This is a genomic window from Brevundimonas vesicularis (genome assembly GCF_032067225.1).
Lineage (GTDB): Bacteria > Pseudomonadota > Alphaproteobacteria > Caulobacterales > Caulobacteraceae > Brevundimonas > Brevundimonas vesicularis_F.
Window position 1 is genome coordinate 11,797 of sequence record NZ_DAMBJX010000020.1, and the last position, 19,971, is coordinate 31,767.

Below are 19,971 nucleotides of genomic sequence, written 5' to 3' on the forward strand. Positions count from 1 at the left end.
ACCGCCCATTGACCCTGATGGGCGAACGGTGACGGCATGAGCGCGCCTGTTTCGATTTCAGATGTGTCCGGCGTCCGCGAGGCCCTGTCGATCTTGGGCCTGGAAACGGATGTGCGCGGCGATGTCGATGCGTCGACGCTGAAGGCCGCGTTCCGCACGGCGGTGAAGGCGGCGCGGCCGGATCAGGCCGGCGGGGACGCCGAGCGGTTCCGGCGCGTGATCGCAGCCTATCGGCTGATCCAGGCGCACCAGCCCCCCCGCCCCGCCCTGTCCGCGCCCGCCGCGCGACCGGCACCGGCGCCGGTTCTGGTGCTGTCGCCGATGCAGGCCCTGGCCGGGGGTCAGGTCGAGGTCCGGCTGGGCGCGCGTGTGGTGCGGGTCACGGCGCCCAAGGGCCTGCGCAGCGGCGATCATCTGCGGCTCAGGCGCGGAGCGGCGGACGGGAGCGACCTCTATCTGTCGGTGTTGATCCGGTCCGAGGACGGGCTGTCGGTCGTCGGCGACGACCTGTTCATGACCTGGGCCGTCGAGCGTCGCCTGATGGCCGACGGGGGGCGGGTGGAGATCGAAACCCCTGTCGGCACGCGCTCGGCCTGGATTACCGCCGACATGGCTGCGCCGGTGCGGGTGCGGTTGAAGGATCTGGGCCTGCCCGCGCGCGGATCGCGGCCGGCTGGGCATCTGTTCGTGACGCTGGAGCCGTCGTCCGATGCTCCCTCGGCGGCAGAGGACCTACTGGTGCGCTTCACGCGGGTCTGGACGCAGGAGCGTCTGGCGGCCTAAGTCGGGGCCATGTCGCACAACACCTTCGGCCATCTGTTTCGCGTGACCACCTGGGGCGAGAGCCACGGGCCGGCGATCGGCTGCGTCGTTGATGGATGCCCGCCGATGATACCGCTGACCGAGGCGGACCTTCAGCCCTGGCTGGACCAGAGGAAGCCGGGCGGCAGCCGCTTTGTCACCCAGCGCAAGGAAAGCGACACGGCGCGCATCCTGTCGGGCGTGTTCGACGACGGCGACGGGCCGGTTACGACTGGCACGCCGATCTCGATCCTGATCGAGAACGAGGACCAGCGGTCCAAGGACTATGGCGAGATCGCCCGCGCCTATCGGCCGGGGCACGCCGACTATGCCTATCAGGCCAAATACGGGGTGCGCGACCACCGGGGCGGCGGTCGATCCTCGGCGCGCGAGACGGCCAGCCGCGTGGCGGCCGGGGCCGTGGCGCGCAAGGTGCTGGGCGACGGCGTTAAGATCAAGGCCGGCGTGGTGCAGATCGGCCCGCACCGGATCGCACCGGACCAGATCGACTTCGACGCCGTCCACACCAATCCGCTGTTCGCCGCCTCGGCCGAGGTCGTGGGCGACTGGGAGGCCTATCTGGACGGTATCCGCAAGGCGGGATCGTCGGTCGGGGCGGTCGTCGCGCTGGAGGTTACAGGCGTTCCGGCGGGCTGGGGCGCGCCCCTGTATGGCAAGCTGGACGGCGAGTTGGCCGCAGCCCTGATGTCGATCAATGCGGCCAAGGGGGTCGAGATCGGGGCGGGCTTCGAGGCCGCCGAACTTACCGGCGAACAGAACGCCGACGAGATGCGGCTGGACCTGAACAAGCAGCCGGTCTTTCTGTCGAACAAGGCTGGCGGCGTGCTGGGCGGGATTTCGACGGGCCAGCCGGTGACGGCGCGGGTGGCGTTCAAGCCGACCTCGTCCATCCTGACCCTGCGCCAGACGATCACCCGCGACGGCGAAGAGACGGACCTGCGCACCAAGGGTCGTCACGACCCGTGCGTCGCCCTGCGCGCCGTGCCGGTGGTCGAGGCCATGGCCGCCTGCGTGCTGGCCGACGCGCATCTGAGGCACCGCGCCCAGGTCGGCTGATCAGGGCCTGGGTCGGGGCGGACGCGGGTTTGCGCGATCGGTCTCACGCCTCGGCGGCGGCTCGGTCTGACGCGCCTCGCACCGCATCAAGGCCATCAGGGCCGACAGGCCTGTCGTCATCACGATCATCGCTCGATTCCTGCAACTGCGAACCGTTTGCAGGTTTGCGCATGGCGAGGGCGCGTGCAAGACAAGGGACTGGTGGCGCCCAACTCAGGAGATCAACCGTGCGTGAAGACGGAAAGCTGGACTACCTCGAACTGCCCGCCGCCAACCTGCCCGCGACCAAGCAATTCTACAGCCAGGCGTTCGGCTGGAACTTCGTGGATTACGGCCCGACCTATGCCGCCTTCGATCAGGGTCTGGACGGCGGGTTCGACGCCGATCAGACCGATCAGACCAAGGCGCCCCTGCCCATCCTGTACGCACACGACCTCGAGGCCATGCAGGGGAAGGTCGAGGCGGCCGGCGGTCGGATCGTGAAACCGATCTACGGCTTCCCCGGCGGTCGCCGCTTTCACTTCGCCGATCCGGCCGGCACCGAAATGGCCGTCTGGTCCGAGGGCTGAACCCTATTTGACGTCGATGGACTGGCCGATCCGTTCGGCCAGGTCCCGGTCCGCGCCCTCGACGCTGGCGATCCAGACGTGGATCTCCTTGGGGTCCGTGGCGCGCTGGAACAGGTGCTCCATCGCCAGACGGCGGCTGCCTTCGGTGACGACGACCGAGGCGCGGCCGCCGGCGCGGATCGTCTCGCCGTCATAGATCGGAAACTGCGACGACGGACCGGCGTAGATCATCAGCAGGGTCTGGTCGCCGCGCTGGACGCGATAGATGTTGGCGTTCGCGCCGGCACGCGCCGGGGTGATGGTCAGGCCGGTAGGCAGCTGGATGCTGAACGGCAGAGCGGCGATGGCGGCGGCGTTCAAGGCCGCCGGGGCGGGTGCGGCGGCCGGCGGGGTTGCGGCAGGCGCGGTCGTTGTCGGTTGAGGCGCGGTCGCCTGAGGCGCCGTTGTGGTCGGGGCTGGCGTTTGCGGACGTGTCGCGGTCGCCGGGCGCGTCGTGGCCGCCGGGCTTTGGCCGATGGGCGGCTGGGCCTGGGTCGTGCGCGTTGCGGATGACGCGGCGGGCACCGCACGCGGCGATGCCGCGGGGGTCTGGCCGATTGGAGGCAAGGCCTGGCTCGTCGCCCGGGCCGGGGCCTGGGTAGGGGCCTGGGACGGAGCTGCGGTGGAGGCGGCGGGCGGGGTCGCGGAAGGCGGGGCGCTGTTCAAGTCCCGCGTCAGGTTGGAACCGGCGCGCTGCGGCGGAGGCGTCGTCGCCTGTCCGGAAATCACGAGGGCGGCGGCAAGGGCGATCATGGGCATGGCCCGACCATCGCGCGGCCGGGGCGCGACCGCAAGCGCGACCTCACGCCTTGGGCAGCGCGACCCAGAAGGTGGCGCCCTCGCCCGGCGCCGAGATCACGCCGATCAAGCCGCCCTGCAACTCGACCAACCGCTTGGCCAAGGCCAGGCCGACGCCGTGCCCCTCGACCGTCGAACGCTCAAGCCCCAGGCGGTTGAAGGGTTCGAACAACTGCGCCTGCTTCTGTGGCGACAGGCCGGGGCCGAAATCGCTGACCTCGATGCGGACGCATTCATCCTGACGAAACGCACGCAGAACGACACGGCCCCCGGACCCGCCGTATTTCAGCGCATTGCTGGTCAGGTTGGTGATGATCTGGGCCAGACGCTGCGAGTCCGCGACCGCGATCAAACCATCACCCTCGCACACCACCTCTACGGCGACACGGTCGGCGTCGGGCCACAGCAGGCACGTGCGGCGCACGTCTTCCAGCAGACCCGGAATGTCGGTCGGCCGCAGATCGACCCGGACGGCCCCGGATTCGGCGCGTGCCACATCCAGCAGATCGTGGGCCAGGGTTTCTACCTGACGCGCGGTCTTGACCAGCATGTCGGACATTTCGGCCTGCTGAGCCGAGACCGGCCCCAGGTGGCCCTGCCGCCACAGATCGCCGATGCCGATGATGCCGGCGACGGGGCTCTTGATCTCGTGGGCGACGTTGGCGAGCAGGCGGGACTTGGCCTCCGAGGCCTTTTCGGCGCGTTCGCGACCAACGCGCGCGCGCTCCGCCAGAAGATCGCGCTCTTCCAGCAGCGAGGCCACCAGCAGGACGGGCATATAGCCGATCAACACGAGCATCTGGGCCATCAGAACCTGATGGGTCAGGTCGCCCTGAGCATAGGGGCCGTTTCCGATCATGGCGCTGCCGACCAACAGCACGCTCATGACGACGAGGGTGAAGGCGGCGCCTGCGACGCCGAGCCGTACCGCGATGGCCAGCAGAAGCGGCAGCAGGACGAAGCCCATCGGCACGTCACCCGTGAAGGCGACAAAGTAAAAGACGGGAACAAGGCCGATCAGAACGACGGCCTCGATCAGCTTCCTCGGCTTCAGCAGACGCGCGAACATCGCAGGCGTCAGCGACATCCCTAGCGAACCCAGTACAGCGATGCCCAAGGCGTGACCCAGCCACCAGGTCTGGAACCCCTGCCAAACGATGTCGCCCTGGCCCATCAGCGACAGGATGAGGGTGCTGCACAGGGCGGCGGGGATCGGCGCCAGGACAGCCGCGAAGAACAGGAAGCTGACCGCGCCGTTCAGGCTGGAAAGGTTGAGCGTGGGCGAGAACCGGCGGGCCAGCAGGACAGCCCCGATGATCTCGATCATGTTGGCGATCGTGAAGGCCAGCGCCAGCGGCGGCTTGTTGCCGGCTATGATCTCGCCAATCAGGATGCTGACGGTCAGGACGCCGGCGAAGGTGAGGTCGCTGGTGCGGCCACGGCTGGTGCGCAGCCAGACGGCGACGGCGACGCCGCTGGCGCCCCACAGGCCCGCCACCAGTCCGGCCGAACGGGCATAGGCGATGGCCAGAGCGACCAGGATGGCGACGACGACGCCCGTCAACACCGGGATCAGGGGATTGGGGCCATCCGGGCCGTCGGCGCCGACGGGGCCGGGCCGATGGCCAGCCGCCATCACGCCCTTGACGGGGGCGCTGTGGGGGGCGTCGATGTTGAGCGCGCGGCTCAGGATCATGGACAGGTTCCGACCAATCAGAGGTCGGAATAGGACGACACGGTTCCTAATATCCCCTGAAGTCAGGCCCGCAATTTTTCATTGAAACGCCTGACGGCCTCGGCTGCGCCGTCGGGATGGTTCCAGACCCCGCCGCTGACCGCCACGAAGTCAGCGCCAGCTTGGGCAAGCTCTGCAGCGTTGTCGACCGTGATCCCGCCAATGGCGACGCAGGGTGTCTCGACCGTCTCTTGCCACACCGTCAGGATGTCCAGCGGCGGGCGATGCACCGTTTCCTTTGTTTCGGTGGGATAGAAGGCGCCGAAGGCGACGTAGTCGGCGCCGCCCTCTGCGGCGTCCCAGGCCAGATCGCGGTCGTCGTGGCAGGTGACGCCGATCATGGCGTCTGGCCCCATGATACGCCGCGCCTCGGCCAGAGAGCCGTCTTCCTGACCGATGTGAACGCCGTCGCAGCCGGTGGTCCGCGCCAGATCGGGCCTGTCGTTCAGCAGGACCGCGACATCATGACGCCGCGCAATGGGAGCCAACACCTCGACCGCCGTGCGGATAGCGGCGTCGTCGGCGGGCTTCAGCCGGATCTGCAAGGCCGCGACGTCGCCGGCGGCCAAGGCCTGATCGAGGGTTTGCGCAAAGGCGTTCAGGTCGGCGATCGCGGGCGGCGTGATCAGATACAGCCGGCAGGGCGGACGCTCGGGGACGGTGGGTGTTCGGGCCATGTCCGTCATTGCCTGCCCCTGCGACGATCCGTCAACGGCCCAAGGCCGGGCGAAGCCGTGCGAACGACTTGCAATCGCCTTAAGGACTGCTATAGCGAACCATTCTCAGTCAGTGAAACGTGTAGCGCCTCGTGTACGTCTGCAACTGTAACGGTCTTCGCCAGCGTGATGTCGCCCAGGCCATCGAGGCCGGCGCCTGCCGTCCGCGTGACATCTTCGCGCGCAACCAATGCCAGGCCCAGTGCGCCAAATGTGTCTGCGAGATGCGTCAGATGATTCAGGAAAGCCGCGAAGCGTTCGCACTCGCAGCCGAATAGTTTGCTTCGCCTGCGGCCGACAGTCACTCGCACTCTCAATGCAGTGATAAAAACTCGCAAATAAACAAAGCCCGTTTTACTGTGTTATGGCTGCGCTCGACAGACGGCGATAGCGCCGTGGCGAGACCAAGGACCATGGCCATGAAGGGCGACCCCGCAATCCTGCGCACGCTGAACGCAGTGCTGACCAACGAGCTGACGGCCGTGAATCAGTATTTTCTGCATGCCCGCATGTTCGAAAGCTGGGGCCTCGCACACCTGGGCAACGTCATCTACGAAGAGTCGATCGGCGAGATGAAGCACGCCGACATGCTGATCAAACGCATCCTCTTCCTGGACGGGCTGCCCAATCTGCAAGACCTGCACAAGCTGAAGGTCGGCGAGGATCCGATCGAATGCCTGGGCGCCGACCTGCAACTGGAACTGGACAGCCGCGCGACGACCGCCGCCGCCGTGACCCAGTGCGAGGAAACTCGTGATTACGTCAGCCGTGACCTGCTGATGAAAATCCTGGCCGACACCGAAGAGCACATCGACTTCCTGGAAAACCAGCACAAGCTGATCGAGCTGATGGGCGCGCAGAACTATCTGCAATCGGCGATGAAAGAGATCGTCACCGACGGCGCGGCGACCGGCAACTAAGCTCTGCCTTCTGACGGAACTCCAATCCGCTCCGGCCATTAGCCTGTCAGGGCCAAGCTGGAGCGGACCATGACCGATATCGACGACGCCATCGACGACGTGCGCGACGCCGCCATGGACTTGCTGAACAGCGAGGGCCGCAGCGCCGGCCATGTGGTCGCCGGGATCGCCCTGACCGTCGGCTTCGCCCTGTTGGCCCACACCATCGCCTCGGGCGCGTTGAAGCCCCGTCGCAACCTGAAACAGGTGCGCGACAAGGACTTGCCGATCACCGAAAAGCCCAAGGGGGCCTTCAGCCTGATCCTGCCGGCCGTGTTTTCGGCGACGACCCTGTCGGCCGTTCGCGTCTGGAACGCGCCTCCGCAAAAGGAACGGACCCGCGCCATGGGCCTTTGGGTCGCAGCCCAGACGGTGAACGCCGTCTGGCTGGGCCTGCGTCCGTCGTCGATGGCGCGTCAGGTGGTCGCCGCCATGTCGTCGGCCGGTCTGGCCGCCGCCTTCGCCCACGAAGCGCGCAAGCTGGACGAAGGGGCCGGCAAGATGGCCGCGCCGCTAGGATCAGGCGTGCGGTTCGGAAACTTCCTGCACCGCAAAGCCGACGACGCCTCGGGCGGACGCACCCTGCATTAGGTTGCGTCGCCTTGCCCTTTATCGGGGCTTCCTCTAGGGATCGCGCCCTATTCGCCTCGCCCCGAACGGTGCGAGGGCGCAACTCCATTTCCGATGTGACCCCATGAAGATCAACGGCAACACCATCAAGCCCGGCATGGTCCTGCAGCACAATGGCGGCCTGTGGGTCGTCACCAAGGCCAGCCACGTCAAGCCCGGCAAGGGCGGCGCCTTCGCCAACGTCGAGGCCAAGAACCTGGAGACCGGCAACAAGCTGAACGAACGCTTCCGGTCGGAAGACAAGGTCGAGCGCGTGACGCTGGAACAGAAGGACTTCTCCTATCTGTTCGACAACGGCGACAGCCTGGTCTTCATGGACGACGCCACCTATGAGCAGATCGAACTGCAAAAGGACTGGGTCGGCGAAGAGCGCATCCCCTATCTGCAAGAAGGCATGAAGGTCGTCATCGAGATGCACGAAGAGCGTCCGATCGGCCTGGAACTGCCCGATCAGGTCGTGCTGGAAGTCGCCGAGACCGAGCCGACCGTGAAGGGCCAGACCGCTTCGTCGTCCTACAAGCCCGCGCTGGCGTCGAACGGCGTGCGCATCATGATCCCGCCCTATATGTCGGCCGGCGAGCGTATCGTCGTCGACACGACCAGCGGCGAATACGTCCGCCGCGCGGACTAACAGACCACCATGCCAAAGCGGCCCCTCGCGGGGCCGTTCCTTTCTGAACTTCTCCGACTGTCCGGCTGCGGCTTTGAAGGACTTTCGGACCAGGAGATTCCCCGATGGCCCTCGCCTCCGCCCTGCTCCAAGTCATGACCGATGCGGTGCGCAAGACCGCCCGCCCGATGCTGCGCGACTTCGGCGAAGTCTCCCAGCTTCAGGTGTCGAGGAAGGGCCCCGGCGATTTCGTCACGGCCGCCGACCTGAAGGCCGAAGACACGCTGTACGAACTGCTGATGAAGGCCCGCCCCGGCTATGGCTTCCTGGGCGAGGAACGCGGCATGATCGAGGGGACGGACAAGTCCCACACCTGGATCGTCGATCCGATCGACGGCACCACCAACTTCATGCACGCCATGCCCCACTTCGCCATCACGGTGGGGCTGGAGCGCCGCGCGCCCGACGGGTCCAGCGAGATCGTCGCCGGCGTGACCTACAACCCCGTCATGAACGAGCTGTTCTGGGCCGAGAAGGGCAAGGGCTGCTATCTGAACGACCAGCGCATCCGCGTCGCCGGCCGTCGCGATCTGTCCGAAAGCCTGATCGCCACCGGACTGCCCTTCATCGGCAAGTCGGGCCATGCCCAGTCGATCAAGGATCTGCACGCCGTGGGCCAGCGCGTCGCCGGCATCCGCCGCCTGGGCTCGGCGGCGCTGGACTTCGCCTGGGTCGCGGCCGGTCGCTACGACGCCTATTATGAGCGCAATCTGAAGCCCTGGGACGTGGCGGCGGGCATCCTGTTCGTCACCGAGGCCGGCGGCCGCGTCACGACCATCGAGAACGACGGCGATCCCAAGACGGGCAAGTCGATCCTGGCGTCGAACACCGAACTGCATCCGCACCTGCGCAAGGTTCTGCAGGGCTCCTGAGGCTCGCTTCTGTCTCTTCCCCGCTTGCGGGGAAGTGGCGCGGCGCTTCTTCAGCGCCGTGACGAAGGGGCTCTTGCCTGATCGCCAGCGGCCGGTGGGGCGTCAAGACCCCCTCCACCGCTTCGCGGTCCGCCTCCTCACATGTGGGGAGGAGACGGTCATCGGCCTGTCGCGCCCCCGCCCTATCCAAGGCGGATGATCCGTTTCATCCTGTGCGGCCTCGTCCTTCTGACCGGAGCGCCCGCCCTGGCCCATCCCCTGATCATCGCCCACCGCGGCGCGTCCGGCGAACGGCCCGAGCACACGCGTGCGGCCTATGAGCTGGCGATCGAACAGGGCGCGGACGTGATCGAGCCGGATCTGGTGCTGACCAAGGACGGCGTCTTTGTCGATCGGCATGAGAACGAGATCGGCGGCACGACCGACGTGGGCGACCGGCCCGAGTTCGCAGGCCGTCGGACGACCAAGACCATCGACGGGGTCGAGACCACCGGCTGGTTCACCGAAGACTTCACCCTGGCCGAGTTGAAGACCCTGAGGGCCAGGGAGCGGTTGCCCGCGTTTCGACCAGGCAGCGCCGCCTATGACGGTCAAGAGCCGATCCTGACCTTCGACGAGGTCGTCGCCATCGCGCGCGAGGCCTCGGCGCGGACCGGGCGGACAATCGCCGTGGCGCCGGAGCTGAAACATCCGACCTATTTCGCCGAAATCAGCCTGCCGATGGAGGACGGCTTCGTCGCTGAACTGGAGCGGCTGGGTCTGACGGGCGCCGACGCCCCGATCATCATCCAGTGTTTCGAGGTCAGGCCGCTGGAGCGGTTGGCGACGCGGATCGATGCGCCGCTGGCGCAACTCGTGGCCGCCAAGGGCGGACCGGCGGACCGGGCGGACGTAACCTATGCCCAGATGATCACGCCCGAGGGGCTAAAGGCCATCGCCGCCTACGCCGACTGGGTCGCGCCGGAGATGACCCTGGTCCTGCCGCGCGACGCCGAAGGCCGCACGACCGCGCCGAGCACCCTAGTCACCGACGCCAACGCGGCGGGCCTCAAAGTTGTGGTCTGGACCCTGCGGGCCGAGAACGCCTTCCTGCCGGTCGAGCAACGCAGAGGCGACGATCCGGCCGGGCACGGCGACATGACCGGCTATGCCTCAGCGTTCGCCGAGGCCGGAGTCGATGCGCTGTTCAGCGACTTCCCGGCCCTGGTGCGGACCACGGCGCCCTAGTTGCGGAACTGAAGCTCGGCGAGGCGGGCGTAGAGGCCGCCCTGGGCGACGAGTTGCTCGTGGGTGCCCTCTTCGACCACGCGGCCGTCGTCCATGACGACGATGCGGTCGGCGCGCAGGACGGTGGCGAGGCGGTGGGCGATGACCAGTGTGGTGCGCTCCTCCATCGCCTGATCGAGGGCGACCTGGACCAGGCGTTCGCTTTCGGCGTCGAGGGCGCTGGTGGCCTCGTCCAGCAACAGGATGGGGGCGTCTCGGACCAAGGCGCGGGCGATGGCCAGACGTTGGCGCTGGCCGCCCGACAGGCTCTTGCCGCGCTCGCCGAGCGGGGTGTCGAACCCTTCCGGCAGGGCGTCGATGAAGCCGAGCGCTTGGGCCTTTTCAGCAACGGCGCGGGCCTCCTCCAGGGTGGTGTTCTCGCGGCCGAAGCGAATGTTTTCCAAGGCCGAGCCCGAGAACAGCGGCGTTTCCTGCGACACCCAGGCGAAGCGGTCGCGCACGGCGACGGGATCGGCCTGGCGCACATCGACGCCGTCGACCGAGACCATGCCGGTCTGCGGATCATAGAAGCGCAGCAGCAGGCGGAAGACCGTGGACTTGCCGGCGCCGGACGGGCCGACCAGGGCGACCGTCTCGCCGGGGCGTACGGTCAGGCTGAAGCCCTTCAAGGCCGGAAGGTCGGGGCGGCCCGGATAGGCGAAACCGACGGCCGACATCGACACCTCACCGCGCGGGGGCGTCGGCAGGGCGGTGGCCTGGGGCGGCGGGGCGATGCCGGCGACGGCGCGCATCAGCTCCTCGATCCGCTCCATGGCGCCGGCGGCCTTTTGCACGTCACCCCAGCTTTCGCCGAGCGCGCCCACGGCGCCCGCCGCGAAGACGGACAGCAGAACGAACTGAAGCAGGGCGCCGGGCGTCATGGCGCCCCTCACCACGTCCTGAGCGCCCAGCCACAGCACCAGGGTCACGCCGCCGAACATGACGACGATGATCAGGGCGGTCATCCAGGCGCGGGCCTGCATCCGGGTCAGGGAGGCGTTGAAGGCGTCCTCGACCGCCGCGCCGAAGCGGGTGATGGCGCTCTGTTCGCGGCCAAAGGCCTGGACCGTCTCGATGGCGTCCACGCTTTCGCCGGCGAAGCCGACGGCGTTGGCGAAGCGGTCCTGGGACGCGACGGTCAGTTTGCGCACCTTGCGGCCGAAGATGAAGATCGGCCCCAGCAGGAAGGGCACGATCAGCAGGACGAAGCCAGTCAGTTTGGGGCTGACGAAGAACAACAGGGCGACGCCGCCGATCAGGGTCAGGAAGTTACGTAGCGCGTAAGAGATCGACGTCGTCATCAACGTCTCGACCAGGGCGATGTCCGTGGTCAGGCGCGACAGCACCTCGCCGGTGCGCATATGGGCGTAGAAGGACGGGTCCAGCGTCAGGATGCGGCCGAACAGGCCCTTTCGCACATCGGCGATGACGCGCTCGCCCGTGCGGGTGACGAAATAGTAGCGGGCGGCGGTCGCCAGCCCCAGGAACAGGGCGTTGGCGCCCAGCAGCAGGAACCAGATGTTCAGATTGGCGCCGCCGGCCTCGAACCCATGATCGATGGCTCCGCGCGCCAGGGCGGTCAGGCCCAGCGAGGCGGCGGTGGACAGCAGCAGCCAGAAGACCGCCATCAGGGCATGACCCTTGTGGCGCATGGCGAAGGGAATCAGTCGCGCCAGCGGGCGGATGTCGCGGCGTTTGGCGCGCTTGGCGCCCGCTTCGGACATCTGGTCGGCCAGAAGGGCGCCGGCGCTGGGCCTCCCCTCCAGCGACGCCATGCCCGAGGCGCGGTTGGCGGAAGAGGCGGAGGCGGCGGCTTGATCGGTCATTTCGCCCGCCTCTTGCCCCGGAACGCCCCCCGGTGTAAACGCCGCCCCTCATTCCCGCCGGCTTTCTGGCGGGTTTCTCATTTCACGCGCACGGACGGTCGGCATCGTCACCGCGCAGAGACCGGACGACGACCATGAAGGCGGATACCCATCCCGACTACCACTTCATCACCGTGGTGATGACCGACGGCAGCACCTACCAGACCCGTTCGACCTACGGGAAGGAAGGCGACAAGCTAGCCCTCGACATCGATCCGTCGACGCACCCGGCCTGGACGGGCGGCAACGCCCAGCTGATGGACCGCGGCGGCCGCGTCTCGCGCTTCAACAACAAGTTCGCCGGCTTCATCAAGAAGTAAGCGCGTCCTGGCTGCGACATCTCGCAGCAATCGGAACACCAAGAGCGTCGGTCGAAAGGCCGGCGCTTTTTGTTTGGTCGGAACACCGATAATGTGGGGGCGTTCGGGTACCAGGGGCGTCGGCCACGCTGGCCGAAGCGATCGAAGAAGCGGAAGACTATGAATAGACGGCAACTGGGTCTGGGCGTCGCGACGGCGGCCATGACCCTTGGCTCGGCGGCGCGCGCGCAGCAGGTCTTCGTGCAGCGCGGACCGGAGGCGACCGCCTTCTACAACAGCTTCAACGACCAGATTTCGCGTCTGCCCGAGACGCAGCAGGCGGATGTGCGCGCCTTCTATGAAATGAACGGCTGGCGGCCGGTGTGGAACGCCGACCGGGTGCGGGCGCTGAATACGGTCGCGGCCGGCGCCAATCGCCATGGCCTGGCGGGCTCTGACTATTTCGACTTTGTGGGACTGGCGGCCGATCCCGCGAGCGCGGATCTGCGGACCACGGCGGCGGCGCTGGCCTATGCCCGCGTCCTGGCCGAGGGCAAGGTGCGGCCCGAGACCGTCGAAGACCTGTGGGAAATGCAGAAGAACCGCGTGGACCTGCCGCGCGGTCTCAGCGACGCCCTGACGCGCAATGTGCTGGGCCAGTGGTATGACGGCCTGGCGCCCACCGACATCGGCTATCAGAATCTGTCGGCCGGCTATGTCCGCTATCGCCGTCTGGCGGCGCAGGACGGCTGGCCTCGTTTCACCCAGGGCGCGACCATCGAGCCGGGCAACAGCGACCGCCGAATCCCCGCCCTGATCGACCGCCTGACGGCCGAGGGCGACCTGTCGGCCGCCGACGGGGCGCGACTGAAGTCGCAGGGCTTGGTTTACAACGCCGAACTGCAGCGCGCGGTGCAGAGCTTCCAGAACCGACATGGCCTGGGCGCCGACGGCCGGATCGGCGCGGGCACCCAGCGCTCGCTGGGCGCCTCGGCCGAAGATCGCGCGCGTCAGATCGCGCTGAACCTGGAGCGCCGTCGCTGGCTGAAGCGCGAGGTCGCGCCCGAGCGGATCGAGGTCAACACCGCCGCCGCCATCATGGTCTATTGGAAGGACGGCAAGCCGGTCCACTCCAACCGCGTCGTGGTCGGCTCAGCCGAGAACCAGACGCCAAGCCTGGAGAAGCCGTTCGCCTCGGTCGTGGCCAATCCGCCCTGGTATGTGCCGGCCGGCATCGCGCGCCGCGAAATCCTGCCCAAGGGGCCGGGGTATCTGGCCGCCAACGATATGTATGTGAAGGACGGCACGGTCATCCAGCGCGCCGGTCCACGCTCGGCCCTGGGCTATGTCAAGTTCGAGCTGCGCGACAGCTACGCCATCTTCCTGCACGACACGCCGTCGAAGGCCGCCTTCAACCTGTCCACGCGTCAGCGCAGCCACGGCTGCGTGCGGGTGCAGAATGCGGTGGAGTTCGCGCGCCTGCTGCTGTCGCCCGATCCGACCAAGCTGGCCCAGTTCGACACGGCCCAGGACACGCGCGAGACGACGCGCGTAACGACCGGCCGGGAAATCTCGGTGCGTCTGCTGTATTGGACCGCCTTCGTGGATGGTCAGGGGCGCGTGGCGTTCCGCGAGGACGTCTATGGCCGCGACGACAAGCTGGCGCAGGCGCTGGGCATCGGCGTCAATCTGCCCAAGCCCATCGACGACGGCCGGGCGGACGCCAACGACGTCGGGCCGTAAAGGGGCGATCAGCCCCTGAAGGCCGCCTCGAGCATGCCCATCTGGCTGAGCACCGGGTTCTCCGGGACCTGATCCTGATCGTCGGCGTACATGCGGCGATCCAGATACAGGGTGCGGTCGAACAGCTTTTCCGACCGCACGAGGTATTCAATCAGGGCGATCGGAAGTTCGGCGTGGCTGGGCTCGGCGTCGATGCGGCGCTCGTTCAGGCGATAGCGCGGCTCGCAGGCGGTTTCCGGCGACATGTCGTCTTCGCGCACGGCGCGCTGGACCAGGAGCCAGGAGGCGATCTGCATCAGGCGGGTGGTCAGCTTCATGCTCTCAGCCGCATAGGCCAGGGCGGCGGCGCGCGACAGCATCTTGGAATCGCGACGGCCCTCGCCATCCAGATAGGCGGCGGTCTCCTCGACCAGCTCCATGCCTTCGCGGAAAGTGCGATCGAACAGCTCGGACCGGGCGAAATCGCGAACGGTGCGGCTGCGGTCAGCGGGGGACGGAGCGGAGGTCATTTGAGCATTGATCATCAGAGAAGGTCGGGTCCGTCCTGCAATCGGCCCCTGTCGGCGCCGTTCGCACGAAAGATGCAACGCTCATGCCATGCCAGCGGATCATTCGCGATCACGAACCGAAGTTGAACAGGGCGTCAGCGGCGTTTTTCTTGGAGCGTTTCGTCTCGATCGCGGCGCGCGAGCGCGTGATCTCGGCCTCAAGCGCGGCGATCCGCTCCTGCAAATCCTCGACGGCGTAAACATCCAGGTCTTCGCGTGACAGGGCCCGCAGCGGTTCGCCGCGTTGCGGGCGGGGTTCAAGATCTTCGAACATCGTCGCCTTCCTTTCGCGCTGTCATGGCCAAGGCGGTCCACGGTCCCTATCTGAACGCCCGGATACGGACGAATGCAAGGCGAGTGCGATGCGCGTGATCGAAATCGAAGGCGGTTCTGGACCGGCCGAGGCCCTGAAGATCGCCGAACGGCCCGATCCCGTCGCGGGGCCGGGTCAGGTGCTGATCCGGGTGCGGGCGGCGGGCGTGAATCGGCCGGACCTGCTGCAACGCACCGGCGCCTACCCCCCTCCCCCCGGCGCATCGGACGTTCTGGGGCTTGAGATCGCCGGCGAGATCGAGGTTGTTGGAGAGGGCGTCACGCGGTGGATGGTCGGCGACCGGGTCTGCGCCCTGCTGGGCGGCGGCGGCTATGCGGAGTTGGCTGTGGTCGACGCGCGTCATGTCCTGCCGACCCCCCAGGGTCTGGATTACGTGCAGGCGGCCGTGCTGCCGGAAACCGTCTTTACCGTCTTCGCCAATGTGTTCGAGGGCGGCGCGTTGAAGGCCGGCGAGACGTTGCTGATCCACGGGGCGACCAGCGGCATCGGCGTCACGGCCATCCAGATGGCCAAGGCCGCCGGCGCCCGAGTGATCGCCACCTCACGCGGGGCGGACAAAGCCGCAGCCGCCAAGGCGCTGGGCGCGGACATCAGCCTGGACGCCAAGAGCAATGATCTGGAGGCGCAGATCCGCGAGGCGGGCGGCGCGGATGTGGTTTTGGACATGGTGGGGCGCGATTACGCCGCCCTGAACCTGAACAGTCTGAATGCGGGCGGGCGCTGGGTGGTCATCGCCTCCCTGACCGGCCCCAAGGTCGAGATGGATCTGCAGCGGATCATGCTGAAGCGATTGACCCTGACCGGATCGACCTTACGCAGCCGCCCGGCAGACGAAAAGGCGCGTCTGACCGCGGCTGTCGAGGCGACCGCCTGGCCGTGGATCGCCTCCGGCAAGGTGAAGCCGCCGGTTCAGGCGGTGTTCGCGTTGGAGCAGGCGGCCGATGCGCACGCCGAGCTGGAAGCCGGCGGGCACATCGGCAAGATCGTGCTGAGCGTCTAGTAGCGCCCGCCGCGCACCGGGCGCAGCGACGAGATGTTGTCGTTGAAGCCGCCGTTCAGGAAGCGGACATCGCCTTCGACGATGCGGCAGCGTCCCCGGAACTCGGCGTCGGTGCAGACTTCCCAGCGGCCTTCGACGCGCATCGAACTGATGCGGTCGTTGAATGGGGTGCGGCCCAGGTTGCGGTCTTCGCTGGTGAACTCACGCGAAGCGCCGCGGAAGTTGGCGTTCTCATAGACGGTGATCGAGGACCGACCCCAGCCACCGCCATTGCCGCCGCCCCAGCCGGGGCCGTCGTTGCCCGGACCGCCATTGCCGGGTCCCCAGCCGCCGCCGGGGCGACCGGGCTGGCTGTCTTCATAGTCGCCACGGAACCGCCCGCAGACCAGCAGGCCGTTATCGTTGTTGATCTCCTCTCCGCCGCAGCGGTTCAGCTCGATCGACGTGCCGCGCATCCGTCCGCGCGTATCGCGGCAATCGGCATAGAGACGACCGCGGTTCACATAGGCTTCAGAACACGACTGGGTATAGCCGCCGCGCGGGGCGACGCGTTGCTGCGCATAGTCCTGGCCCGAGGCCATCGCTGCGGCCAGAGCCGCGCCAAGCAGAATGGACATGGTGGTTCTCCTCTCCCGAAGCTGAATAGCTTCATTACCGCGAAGGTTGCGTCAGGGCGGATGAACCGTTGCTGTATGGGATTGTCGCTCAGCGTTTTCTTTTGTGTCGAATAGGCCTATATCGGCATCATACGCGCCCGGTCGAAAGGCCGGGCGCCGTCGTATCCAACGCCAGCCGAAGCCTCATTCGGCGGCTCAACAACACCGGGACGAACGCCCCATGAGCGACATTCTGATGCCCAAGGCCACTGCGGTCTGGCTGGTCGACAACACCTCTCTCAGCTTCGAGCAGATCGCCGACTTCTGCGGCCTGCACCCGCTAGAAGTTCGCGGCATCGCCGACGGCGACGTGGCGCGCGACATCCGTGGCGTCGATCCCGTGACCGGCGGCCAGCTGACGCGCGAAGAACTGGACAAGGCCCAGGGCGACGAAAACTATCGCATGAAGGCGATCGTCAGCCGCCACGCCGAACTGCTGAAGTCGGCTAAGCCGGCGCCGAAATACACGCCCGTGTCGCGTCGCCAGGACCGCCCCGACGCCATCGCCTGGTTCGTGCGCAACCACCCCGAGGTGACCGACGCTCAGATCGCCAAGATGCTGGGCACGACCAAGTCCACCATCGAGAGCGTGCGCAACCGCACCCACTGGAACAGCGCCAACATCAAGCCGGTCGATCCGGTGACTCTCGGCCTGGTCGGCCAGCTGGCGCTGGACGAGATCGTCAAGAAGGCCGCAGACAAGAAGGCCAAGGACGATCTGAAGAACGGTGGCGGCACGATCCAGCCTGTCGAACAGGTCGAGGCCGAGCCCGAGTTCGTGCCGGAAGCCCGCCAACGTCCCGGCGCCGAGCCGACGGCGGAATCGGTGTTCGGCACCAAGGACTGATCCGCCTTCGCGCAATGAAAACGGCCCCGGAGAGCGATCTCCGGGGCCGTCGTCGTTTCAGGAGGTCGGCGCTAGGTCGCGCGCGCCTCCAGACTGGTGATTTCTTCCTTCAGCCGAAGCTTCTTCTGCTTCAGCGCCCTGACCTGCAACGGATCCGTGGACGGGCGGGTAAGCTCCTTCTGGATGGTCTCATCCAGGGTGCGATGACGATTACCCAGTTCGCGAATACGAGCCTCGATGGTCATGGCTTGCGCCTCCTTTGGTTAGGGACCAGTAGAGTGAGCGCCCGGTTTGGCGCGCTGTGTAATCACTTTCCAGTGACAGCCCGTCGCCCCGGACCCGAAGGAGGCTGACCCCCAAAATGGACGATGATGTGAACGGAGCCATACGGAACCCGCCCGCCAGACTGGTGGTCGGAATTTCAGGGGCTTCCGGCGCCGTCTATGGCGCCCGGGTGCTGGATGCGCTGAACGATCTCGGCGTCCAAAGCCATCTCGTCGTGACCAAGGCCGCCCTGCTCACATTGTCGCAGGAGACCGATCTGTCGCCCGACGAACTGACGGCCAAGGCGTCGGTGGTTCACAAGCTGGGCGACGTGGGGGCGACGATCGCCTCCGGCTCGTTCCACACCATGGGCATGATCGTGGCGCCCTGCTCGATCAAGACGATGAGCGAGATCGCGACCGGCGTGACCTCCACCCTGCTGACGCGAGCGGCGGACGTGACGCTGAAGGAGCGGCGACCGCTGGTGCTGATGGTGCGCGAAACGCCGTTCCACCTGGGCCACTTGCGCACCATGACCGCCTTAGCCGAAATGGGCGCGATCATCGCCCCGCCCCTGCCCGCGCTTTACGCCCGGCCGAGCACGATCATGGAGATGGTCGATCAGTCGGTGGGGCGAACGTTGGACCTGTTCGGCCTGGATTGGGGCGCGGTGCGGCGCTGGGAAGGCCTGAAGTCATGAGGCTGTGGGACTGGGCGATCGCCGCCTATGGCGCGCCGGGGGTCGGCGAGGCGTGTCTGGCGCTGCAGGACAGCCACGACCAGAACGTGCCCGTGCTCCTGTGGTCCGCCTGGGTCGCGGCGACAGGCCGAAAGCCCGATGAAGAGACGATCGAGGCCGCCTGCGACACCGCCCGCGCCTGGGACAGCGTCGTGGTCGCCCCGCTGCGTTCGGTGCGGCGGATCCTGAAGGCGCCGGTGCCCGATATCGACGATGGCCCGCGTGAGAGCATGCGCAACCGCATAAAGGCGCTGGAGCTGGAGGCGGAGCGGCACTTGCTGGACGCGCTGGAGGCGTTGGCGCCCGAACCCAGCGGGCCGGCCCGCCCGATCATCGACGGCCTGGCAGCCACCGCCCGGATGTGGGCGGATGTGACACCGCGCCCGGCCCTGATCCGGCTCGCAGACGCCCTTCCGGCCTGAGATCAGCGTGGCTATAAGCGGCCTGAGACGAGCGGCGTGGAGATGACACGATGAACGACGACACGCCTGCGATCACCGAGGAAATGGCCGAACTTCAGGCGCGGGTGAACCATCTGCGCCAGGAACACGCCGACCTTGACGCCTCGATCGAGGCCCTGGGTCAGGCCGCCATTCCCGATCAGCTGATGATCGCCCGGCTGAAGCGCAAGAAGCTGGCGCTGAAGGACGAGATCGTGAAGCTGGAAGACCGCATCCTGCCCGATATCATCGCCTGATCTGGCCGGCCGGGCGGCAGGTTCCGCCCTGCGACCATCCGCCGCCCTGCCCTAGCCCCAAAGTCGCCAAAGCCAGCAGGCATAAGCCGCCCTCCCACGGAACGCCGTGCGCTGTCGGGGCGCCGCTTCCTTCATTCCAGAGCGTAGAGACGCTGGAGAGGCCGCCGAATGCGACGCCTGCTATCCAACGCGCCGATGGCGCGGTGCAAGACCCTGTTGATCCACTCCGGCCAGACGGCCGCCTTCGCCGCCGTGGCCGTTTTCGCCGCCGCCGCCGCGCCAAATGCTGCGCGCGAGGCCGCCTTGCCGCCGCCGACCCAGATCGCCGCGCCGGTCTCGCCGCCGCTGAAGGCCGAGGTCGAGAAGGCGGGTCCGATCACGCGCCAGATCGCTTTCACCGCCCCGGTGCGCGGCTATGCGATCAACTCGCCGTTCGGCCTGCGCAAACTCGCCATTGAAGCCAAGGCGCGCGCGCACAAGGGCGTCGACATCGCCGCGCCGAAAGGCACGACCGTCTTCACCGCCGCCGAGGGCGAAGTCATCCGCACGGGCTACGACCCCGAGGGCTATGGCAACTTCATCGAGGTGCGCCACCCCAACGGCATGAGCACCCTGTACGGCCACCTCAGCCGGATCGATGTCGCGAACGGCGATGCGGTCGCGTCCGGTCAGCGCATCGGTCTGGTCGGCTCCACGGGCTATTCCACCGGCCCGCACCTGCATTTCGAGGTCCGTCGCGGCGGTGCGCAGGTCAATCCGACCAAGGTGGTCGATCGACATTTCGAAGTGACGGTGAAGGCCAAGGCCTGACGCGCATTACGTTGCGACGGGCGCGGCAAACGTCCTA

25 protein-coding genes are annotated in these 19,971 nt (G+C 67.4%); 17 read left to right on the forward strand and 8 right to left on the reverse strand.

The window, feature by feature from the left end; genetic code table 11:
• The first annotated feature begins 36 nt into the window (after positions 1–36).
• From RT123_RS06980 to RT123_RS06990, 3 genes are all read left to right on the forward strand, one after another.
• On the forward strand, positions 37–783 hold the full coding sequence (locus RT123_RS06980) for a DnaJ C-terminal domain-containing protein (protein ID WP_313008512.1): 747 nt from the start codon (positions 37–39) through the stop codon (positions 781–783).
• Between the two features lie 9 nt (positions 784–792).
• Positions 793–1,878 (forward strand): chorismate synthase, encoded by a 1,086-nt coding sequence (aroC, locus tag RT123_RS06985; protein ID WP_313008513.1) that lies wholly within the window; start codon positions 793–795, stop codon positions 1,876–1,878.
• A 227-nt stretch (positions 1,879–2,105) separates the two neighbouring features.
• Complete coding sequence (locus RT123_RS06990; protein ID WP_313008514.1) at positions 2,106–2,447, forward strand: VOC family protein; 342 nt, start codon at positions 2,106–2,108, stop codon at positions 2,445–2,447.
• Positions 2,448–2,450: 3 nt separating this feature from the next.
• On the opposite strand, the gene RT123_RS06995 is transcribed toward RT123_RS06990, so the two are convergent.
• From RT123_RS06995 to thiE, 3 genes are all read right to left on the reverse strand, one after another.
• The gene (locus tag RT123_RS06995) at positions 2,451–3,245 is read right to left on the reverse strand and encodes a hypothetical protein (protein ID WP_313008515.1); all 795 of its coding nucleotides are present in this window, start codon (positions 3,243–3,245) and stop codon (positions 2,451–2,453) included.
• A gap of 43 nt (positions 3,246–3,288) precedes the next feature.
• Positions 3,289–4,980 carry an MASE1 domain-containing protein gene (locus RT123_RS07000; RefSeq protein WP_313008516.1) on the reverse strand — a complete coding sequence of 564 codons (1,692 nt, stop codon included), beginning with the start codon at positions 4,978–4,980 and terminating at the stop codon, positions 3,289–3,291.
• A gap of 62 nt (positions 4,981–5,042) precedes the next feature.
• A complete protein-coding gene (gene thiE, locus RT123_RS07005; RefSeq protein ID WP_313008517.1) occupies positions 5,043–5,696 on the reverse strand; it encodes a thiamine phosphate synthase in 654 nt (217 codons plus the stop codon).
• Positions 5,697–5,827: 131 nt separating this feature from the next.
• Here thiE and RT123_RS07010 point away from each other — a divergent pair, with 131 nt between their 5' ends.
• From RT123_RS07010 to RT123_RS07035, 6 genes are all read left to right on the forward strand, one after another.
• Entirely contained in the window at positions 5,828–6,013 is a 186-nt protein-coding gene (locus tag RT123_RS07010) for a bacterioferritin-associated ferredoxin (RefSeq protein ID WP_017504559.1), read from the forward strand.
• A gap of 141 nt (positions 6,014–6,154) precedes the next feature.
• Entirely contained in the window at positions 6,155–6,655 is a 501-nt protein-coding gene (gene bfr, locus RT123_RS07015; protein WP_026108332.1) for a bacterioferritin, read from the forward strand.
• A 69-nt stretch (positions 6,656–6,724) separates the two neighbouring features.
• On the forward strand, positions 6,725–7,285 hold the full coding sequence (locus tag RT123_RS07020) for a tryptophan-rich sensory protein (protein WP_055754984.1): 561 nt from the start codon (positions 6,725–6,727) through the stop codon (positions 7,283–7,285).
• A 103-nt stretch (positions 7,286–7,388) separates the two neighbouring features.
• Complete coding sequence (efp, locus tag RT123_RS07025; RefSeq protein WP_017504556.1) at positions 7,389–7,955, forward strand: elongation factor P; 567 nt, start codon at positions 7,389–7,391, stop codon at positions 7,953–7,955.
• A 104-nt stretch (positions 7,956–8,059) separates the two neighbouring features.
• Positions 8,060–8,866 (forward strand): inositol monophosphatase family protein, encoded by an 807-nt coding sequence (locus RT123_RS07030; RefSeq protein ID WP_017504555.1) that lies wholly within the window; start codon positions 8,060–8,062, stop codon positions 8,864–8,866.
• Between the two features lie 195 nt (positions 8,867–9,061).
• Positions 9,062–10,093 (forward strand): glycerophosphodiester phosphodiesterase, encoded by a 1,032-nt coding sequence (locus RT123_RS07035; protein WP_313008519.1) that lies wholly within the window; start codon positions 9,062–9,064, stop codon positions 10,091–10,093.
• Here the strand turns inward: RT123_RS07035 and RT123_RS07040 are convergent.
• Positions 10,090–11,958 (reverse strand): ABC transporter transmembrane domain-containing protein, encoded by a 1,869-nt coding sequence (locus RT123_RS07040; protein ID WP_295239922.1) that lies wholly within the window; start codon positions 11,956–11,958, stop codon positions 10,090–10,092. The genes RT123_RS07035 and RT123_RS07040 overlap by 4 nt on opposite strands.
• A gap of 134 nt (positions 11,959–12,092) precedes the next feature.
• Between RT123_RS07040 and rpmE the strand changes: the two genes are divergently transcribed.
• Both rpmE and RT123_RS07050 read left to right on the forward strand, forming a co-directional pair.
• Entirely contained in the window at positions 12,093–12,317 is a 225-nt protein-coding gene (rpmE, locus tag RT123_RS07045) for a 50S ribosomal protein L31 (protein WP_017506001.1), read from the forward strand.
• A gap of 159 nt (positions 12,318–12,476) precedes the next feature.
• Positions 12,477–14,039: a L,D-transpeptidase family protein gene (locus RT123_RS07050; protein ID WP_313008521.1), complete on the forward strand. Its 1,563-nt coding sequence runs from the start codon at positions 12,477–12,479 to the stop codon at positions 14,037–14,039.
• A gap of 8 nt (positions 14,040–14,047) precedes the next feature.
• Here the strand turns inward: RT123_RS07050 and RT123_RS07055 are convergent, their stop codons facing one another.
• Together RT123_RS07055 and RT123_RS07060 are read right to left on the reverse strand one after the other, a co-directional pair.
• A complete protein-coding gene (locus RT123_RS07055) occupies positions 14,048–14,548 on the reverse strand; it encodes a DUF1465 family protein (protein ID WP_205681368.1) in 501 nt (166 codons plus the stop codon).
• A 109-nt stretch (positions 14,549–14,657) separates the two neighbouring features.
• Complete coding sequence (locus RT123_RS07060; RefSeq protein WP_137721237.1) at positions 14,658–14,861, reverse strand: DUF1192 domain-containing protein; 204 nt, start codon at positions 14,859–14,861, stop codon at positions 14,658–14,660.
• A gap of 88 nt (positions 14,862–14,949) precedes the next feature.
• Between RT123_RS07060 and RT123_RS07065 the strand changes: the two genes are divergently transcribed.
• Positions 14,950–15,921 carry an NAD(P)H-quinone oxidoreductase gene (locus RT123_RS07065; protein WP_313008524.1) on the forward strand — a complete coding sequence of 324 codons (972 nt, stop codon included), beginning with the start codon at positions 14,950–14,952 and terminating at the stop codon, positions 15,919–15,921.
• On the opposite strand, the gene RT123_RS07070 is transcribed toward RT123_RS07065, so the two are convergent.
• The gene (locus RT123_RS07070) at positions 15,918–16,538 is read right to left on the reverse strand and encodes a beta/gamma crystallin-related protein (protein WP_313008526.1); all 621 of its coding nucleotides are present in this window, start codon (positions 16,536–16,538) and stop codon (positions 15,918–15,920) included. The two genes, RT123_RS07065 and RT123_RS07070, sit on opposite strands and share 4 nt — an antisense overlap.
• A 220-nt stretch (positions 16,539–16,758) precedes the next feature.
• Here RT123_RS07070 and RT123_RS07075 point away from each other — a divergent pair, with 220 nt between their 5' ends.
• Positions 16,759–17,424, forward strand: coding sequence for a DUF1013 domain-containing protein (locus RT123_RS07075; RefSeq protein WP_039245300.1), 666 nt, complete (start codon positions 16,759–16,761; stop codon positions 17,422–17,424).
• Between the two features lie 71 nt (positions 17,425–17,495).
• Here the strand turns inward: RT123_RS07075 and RT123_RS07080 are convergent, their stop codons facing one another.
• Entirely contained in the window at positions 17,496–17,669 is a 174-nt protein-coding gene (locus RT123_RS07080) for a YdcH family protein (protein ID WP_017505994.1), read from the reverse strand.
• Between the two features lie 116 nt (positions 17,670–17,785).
• Between RT123_RS07080 and RT123_RS07085 the strand changes: the two genes are divergently transcribed.
• The 4 genes from RT123_RS07085 to RT123_RS07100 all read left to right on the forward strand — a co-directional run bounded on the left by RT123_RS07085 (position 17,786) and on the right by RT123_RS07100 (position 19,934).
• Positions 17,786–18,388, forward strand: a complete 603-nt coding sequence (locus tag RT123_RS07085; RefSeq protein ID WP_313008527.1) for a UbiX family flavin prenyltransferase — start codon at positions 17,786–17,788, stop codon at positions 18,386–18,388.
• On the forward strand, positions 18,385–18,849 hold the full coding sequence (locus RT123_RS07090; RefSeq protein WP_313008528.1) for a TIGR02444 family protein: 465 nt from the start codon (positions 18,385–18,387) through the stop codon (positions 18,847–18,849). The genes RT123_RS07085 and RT123_RS07090 overlap by 4 nt, the downstream gene beginning before the upstream one ends.
• A gap of 50 nt (positions 18,850–18,899) precedes the next feature.
• Positions 18,900–19,124 (forward strand): YdcH family protein, encoded by a 225-nt coding sequence (locus tag RT123_RS07095; RefSeq protein WP_017505991.1) that lies wholly within the window; start codon positions 18,900–18,902, stop codon positions 19,122–19,124.
• Positions 19,125–19,292: 168 nt separating this feature from the next.
• A complete protein-coding gene (locus tag RT123_RS07100) occupies positions 19,293–19,934 on the forward strand; it encodes a M23 family metallopeptidase (protein WP_307511952.1) in 642 nt (213 codons plus the stop codon).
• The last annotated feature ends 37 nt before the right edge of the window (positions 19,935–19,971 follow it).

What these genes read in the sequence shown, in the direction of transcription:
- RT123_RS07030 (WP_017504555.1), top strand. Translation starts at nt 8,060, where the DNA reads ATGGCCCTCGCCTCCGCCCTGCTCCAAGTCATGACCGATGCGGTGCGC.
- efp (WP_017504556.1), top strand. Translation starts at nt 7,389, where the DNA reads ATGAAGATCAACGGCAACACCATCAAGCCCGGCATGGTCCTGCAGCAC.
- bfr (WP_026108332.1), top strand. Translation starts at nt 6,155, where the DNA reads ATGAAGGGCGACCCCGCAATCCTGCGCACGCTGAACGCAGTGCTGACC.
- RT123_RS07050 (WP_313008521.1), top strand. Translation starts at nt 12,477, where the DNA reads ATGAATAGACGGCAACTGGGTCTGGGCGTCGCGACGGCGGCCATGACC.
- RT123_RS07040 (WP_295239922.1), bottom strand. Translation starts at nt 11,958, where the DNA reads ATGACCGATCAAGCCGCCGCCTCCGCCTCTTCCGCCAACCGCGCCTCG.
- RT123_RS07095 (WP_017505991.1), top strand. Translation starts at nt 18,900, where the DNA reads ATGAACGACGACACGCCTGCGATCACCGAGGAAATGGCCGAACTTCAG.
- RT123_RS07035 (WP_313008519.1), top strand. Translation starts at nt 9,062, where the DNA reads ATGATCCGTTTCATCCTGTGCGGCCTCGTCCTTCTGACCGGAGCGCCC.
- RT123_RS06980 (WP_313008512.1), top strand. Translation starts at nt 37, where the DNA reads ATGAGCGCGCCTGTTTCGATTTCAGATGTGTCCGGCGTCCGCGAGGCC.
- RT123_RS07090 (WP_313008528.1), top strand. Translation starts at nt 18,385, where the DNA reads ATGAGGCTGTGGGACTGGGCGATCGCCGCCTATGGCGCGCCGGGGGTC.
- RT123_RS07065 (WP_313008524.1), top strand. Translation starts at nt 14,950, where the DNA reads ATGCGCGTGATCGAAATCGAAGGCGGTTCTGGACCGGCCGAGGCCCTG.
- rpmE (WP_017506001.1), top strand. Translation starts at nt 12,093, where the DNA reads ATGAAGGCGGATACCCATCCCGACTACCACTTCATCACCGTGGTGATG.
- RT123_RS06995 (WP_313008515.1), bottom strand. Translation starts at nt 3,245, where the DNA reads ATGCCCATGATCGCCCTTGCCGCCGCCCTCGTGATTTCCGGACAGGCG.
- RT123_RS07020 (WP_055754984.1), top strand. Translation starts at nt 6,725, where the DNA reads ATGACCGATATCGACGACGCCATCGACGACGTGCGCGACGCCGCCATG.
- RT123_RS07000 (WP_313008516.1), bottom strand. Translation starts at nt 4,980, where the DNA reads ATGATCCTGAGCCGCGCGCTCAACATCGACGCCCCCCACAGCGCCCCC.
- RT123_RS07075 (WP_039245300.1), top strand. Translation starts at nt 16,759, where the DNA reads ATGAGCGACATTCTGATGCCCAAGGCCACTGCGGTCTGGCTGGTCGAC.
- RT123_RS07070 (WP_313008526.1), bottom strand. Translation starts at nt 16,538, where the DNA reads ATGTCCATTCTGCTTGGCGCGGCTCTGGCCGCAGCGATGGCCTCGGGC.
- RT123_RS07080 (WP_017505994.1), bottom strand. Translation starts at nt 17,669, where the DNA reads ATGACCATCGAGGCTCGTATTCGCGAACTGGGTAATCGTCATCGCACC.
- RT123_RS07100 (WP_307511952.1), top strand. Translation starts at nt 19,293, where the DNA reads ATGCGACGCCTGCTATCCAACGCGCCGATGGCGCGGTGCAAGACCCTG.
- thiE (WP_313008517.1), bottom strand. Translation starts at nt 5,696, where the DNA reads ATGGCCCGAACACCCACCGTCCCCGAGCGTCCGCCCTGCCGGCTGTAT.
- aroC (WP_313008513.1), top strand. Translation starts at nt 793, where the DNA reads ATGTCGCACAACACCTTCGGCCATCTGTTTCGCGTGACCACCTGGGGC.
- RT123_RS07055 (WP_205681368.1), bottom strand. Translation starts at nt 14,548, where the DNA reads ATGACCTCCGCTCCGTCCCCCGCTGACCGCAGCCGCACCGTTCGCGAT.
- RT123_RS07085 (WP_313008527.1), top strand. Translation starts at nt 17,786, where the DNA reads ATGGACGATGATGTGAACGGAGCCATACGGAACCCGCCCGCCAGACTG.
- RT123_RS07060 (WP_137721237.1), bottom strand. Translation starts at nt 14,861, where the DNA reads ATGTTCGAAGATCTTGAACCCCGCCCGCAACGCGGCGAACCGCTGCGG.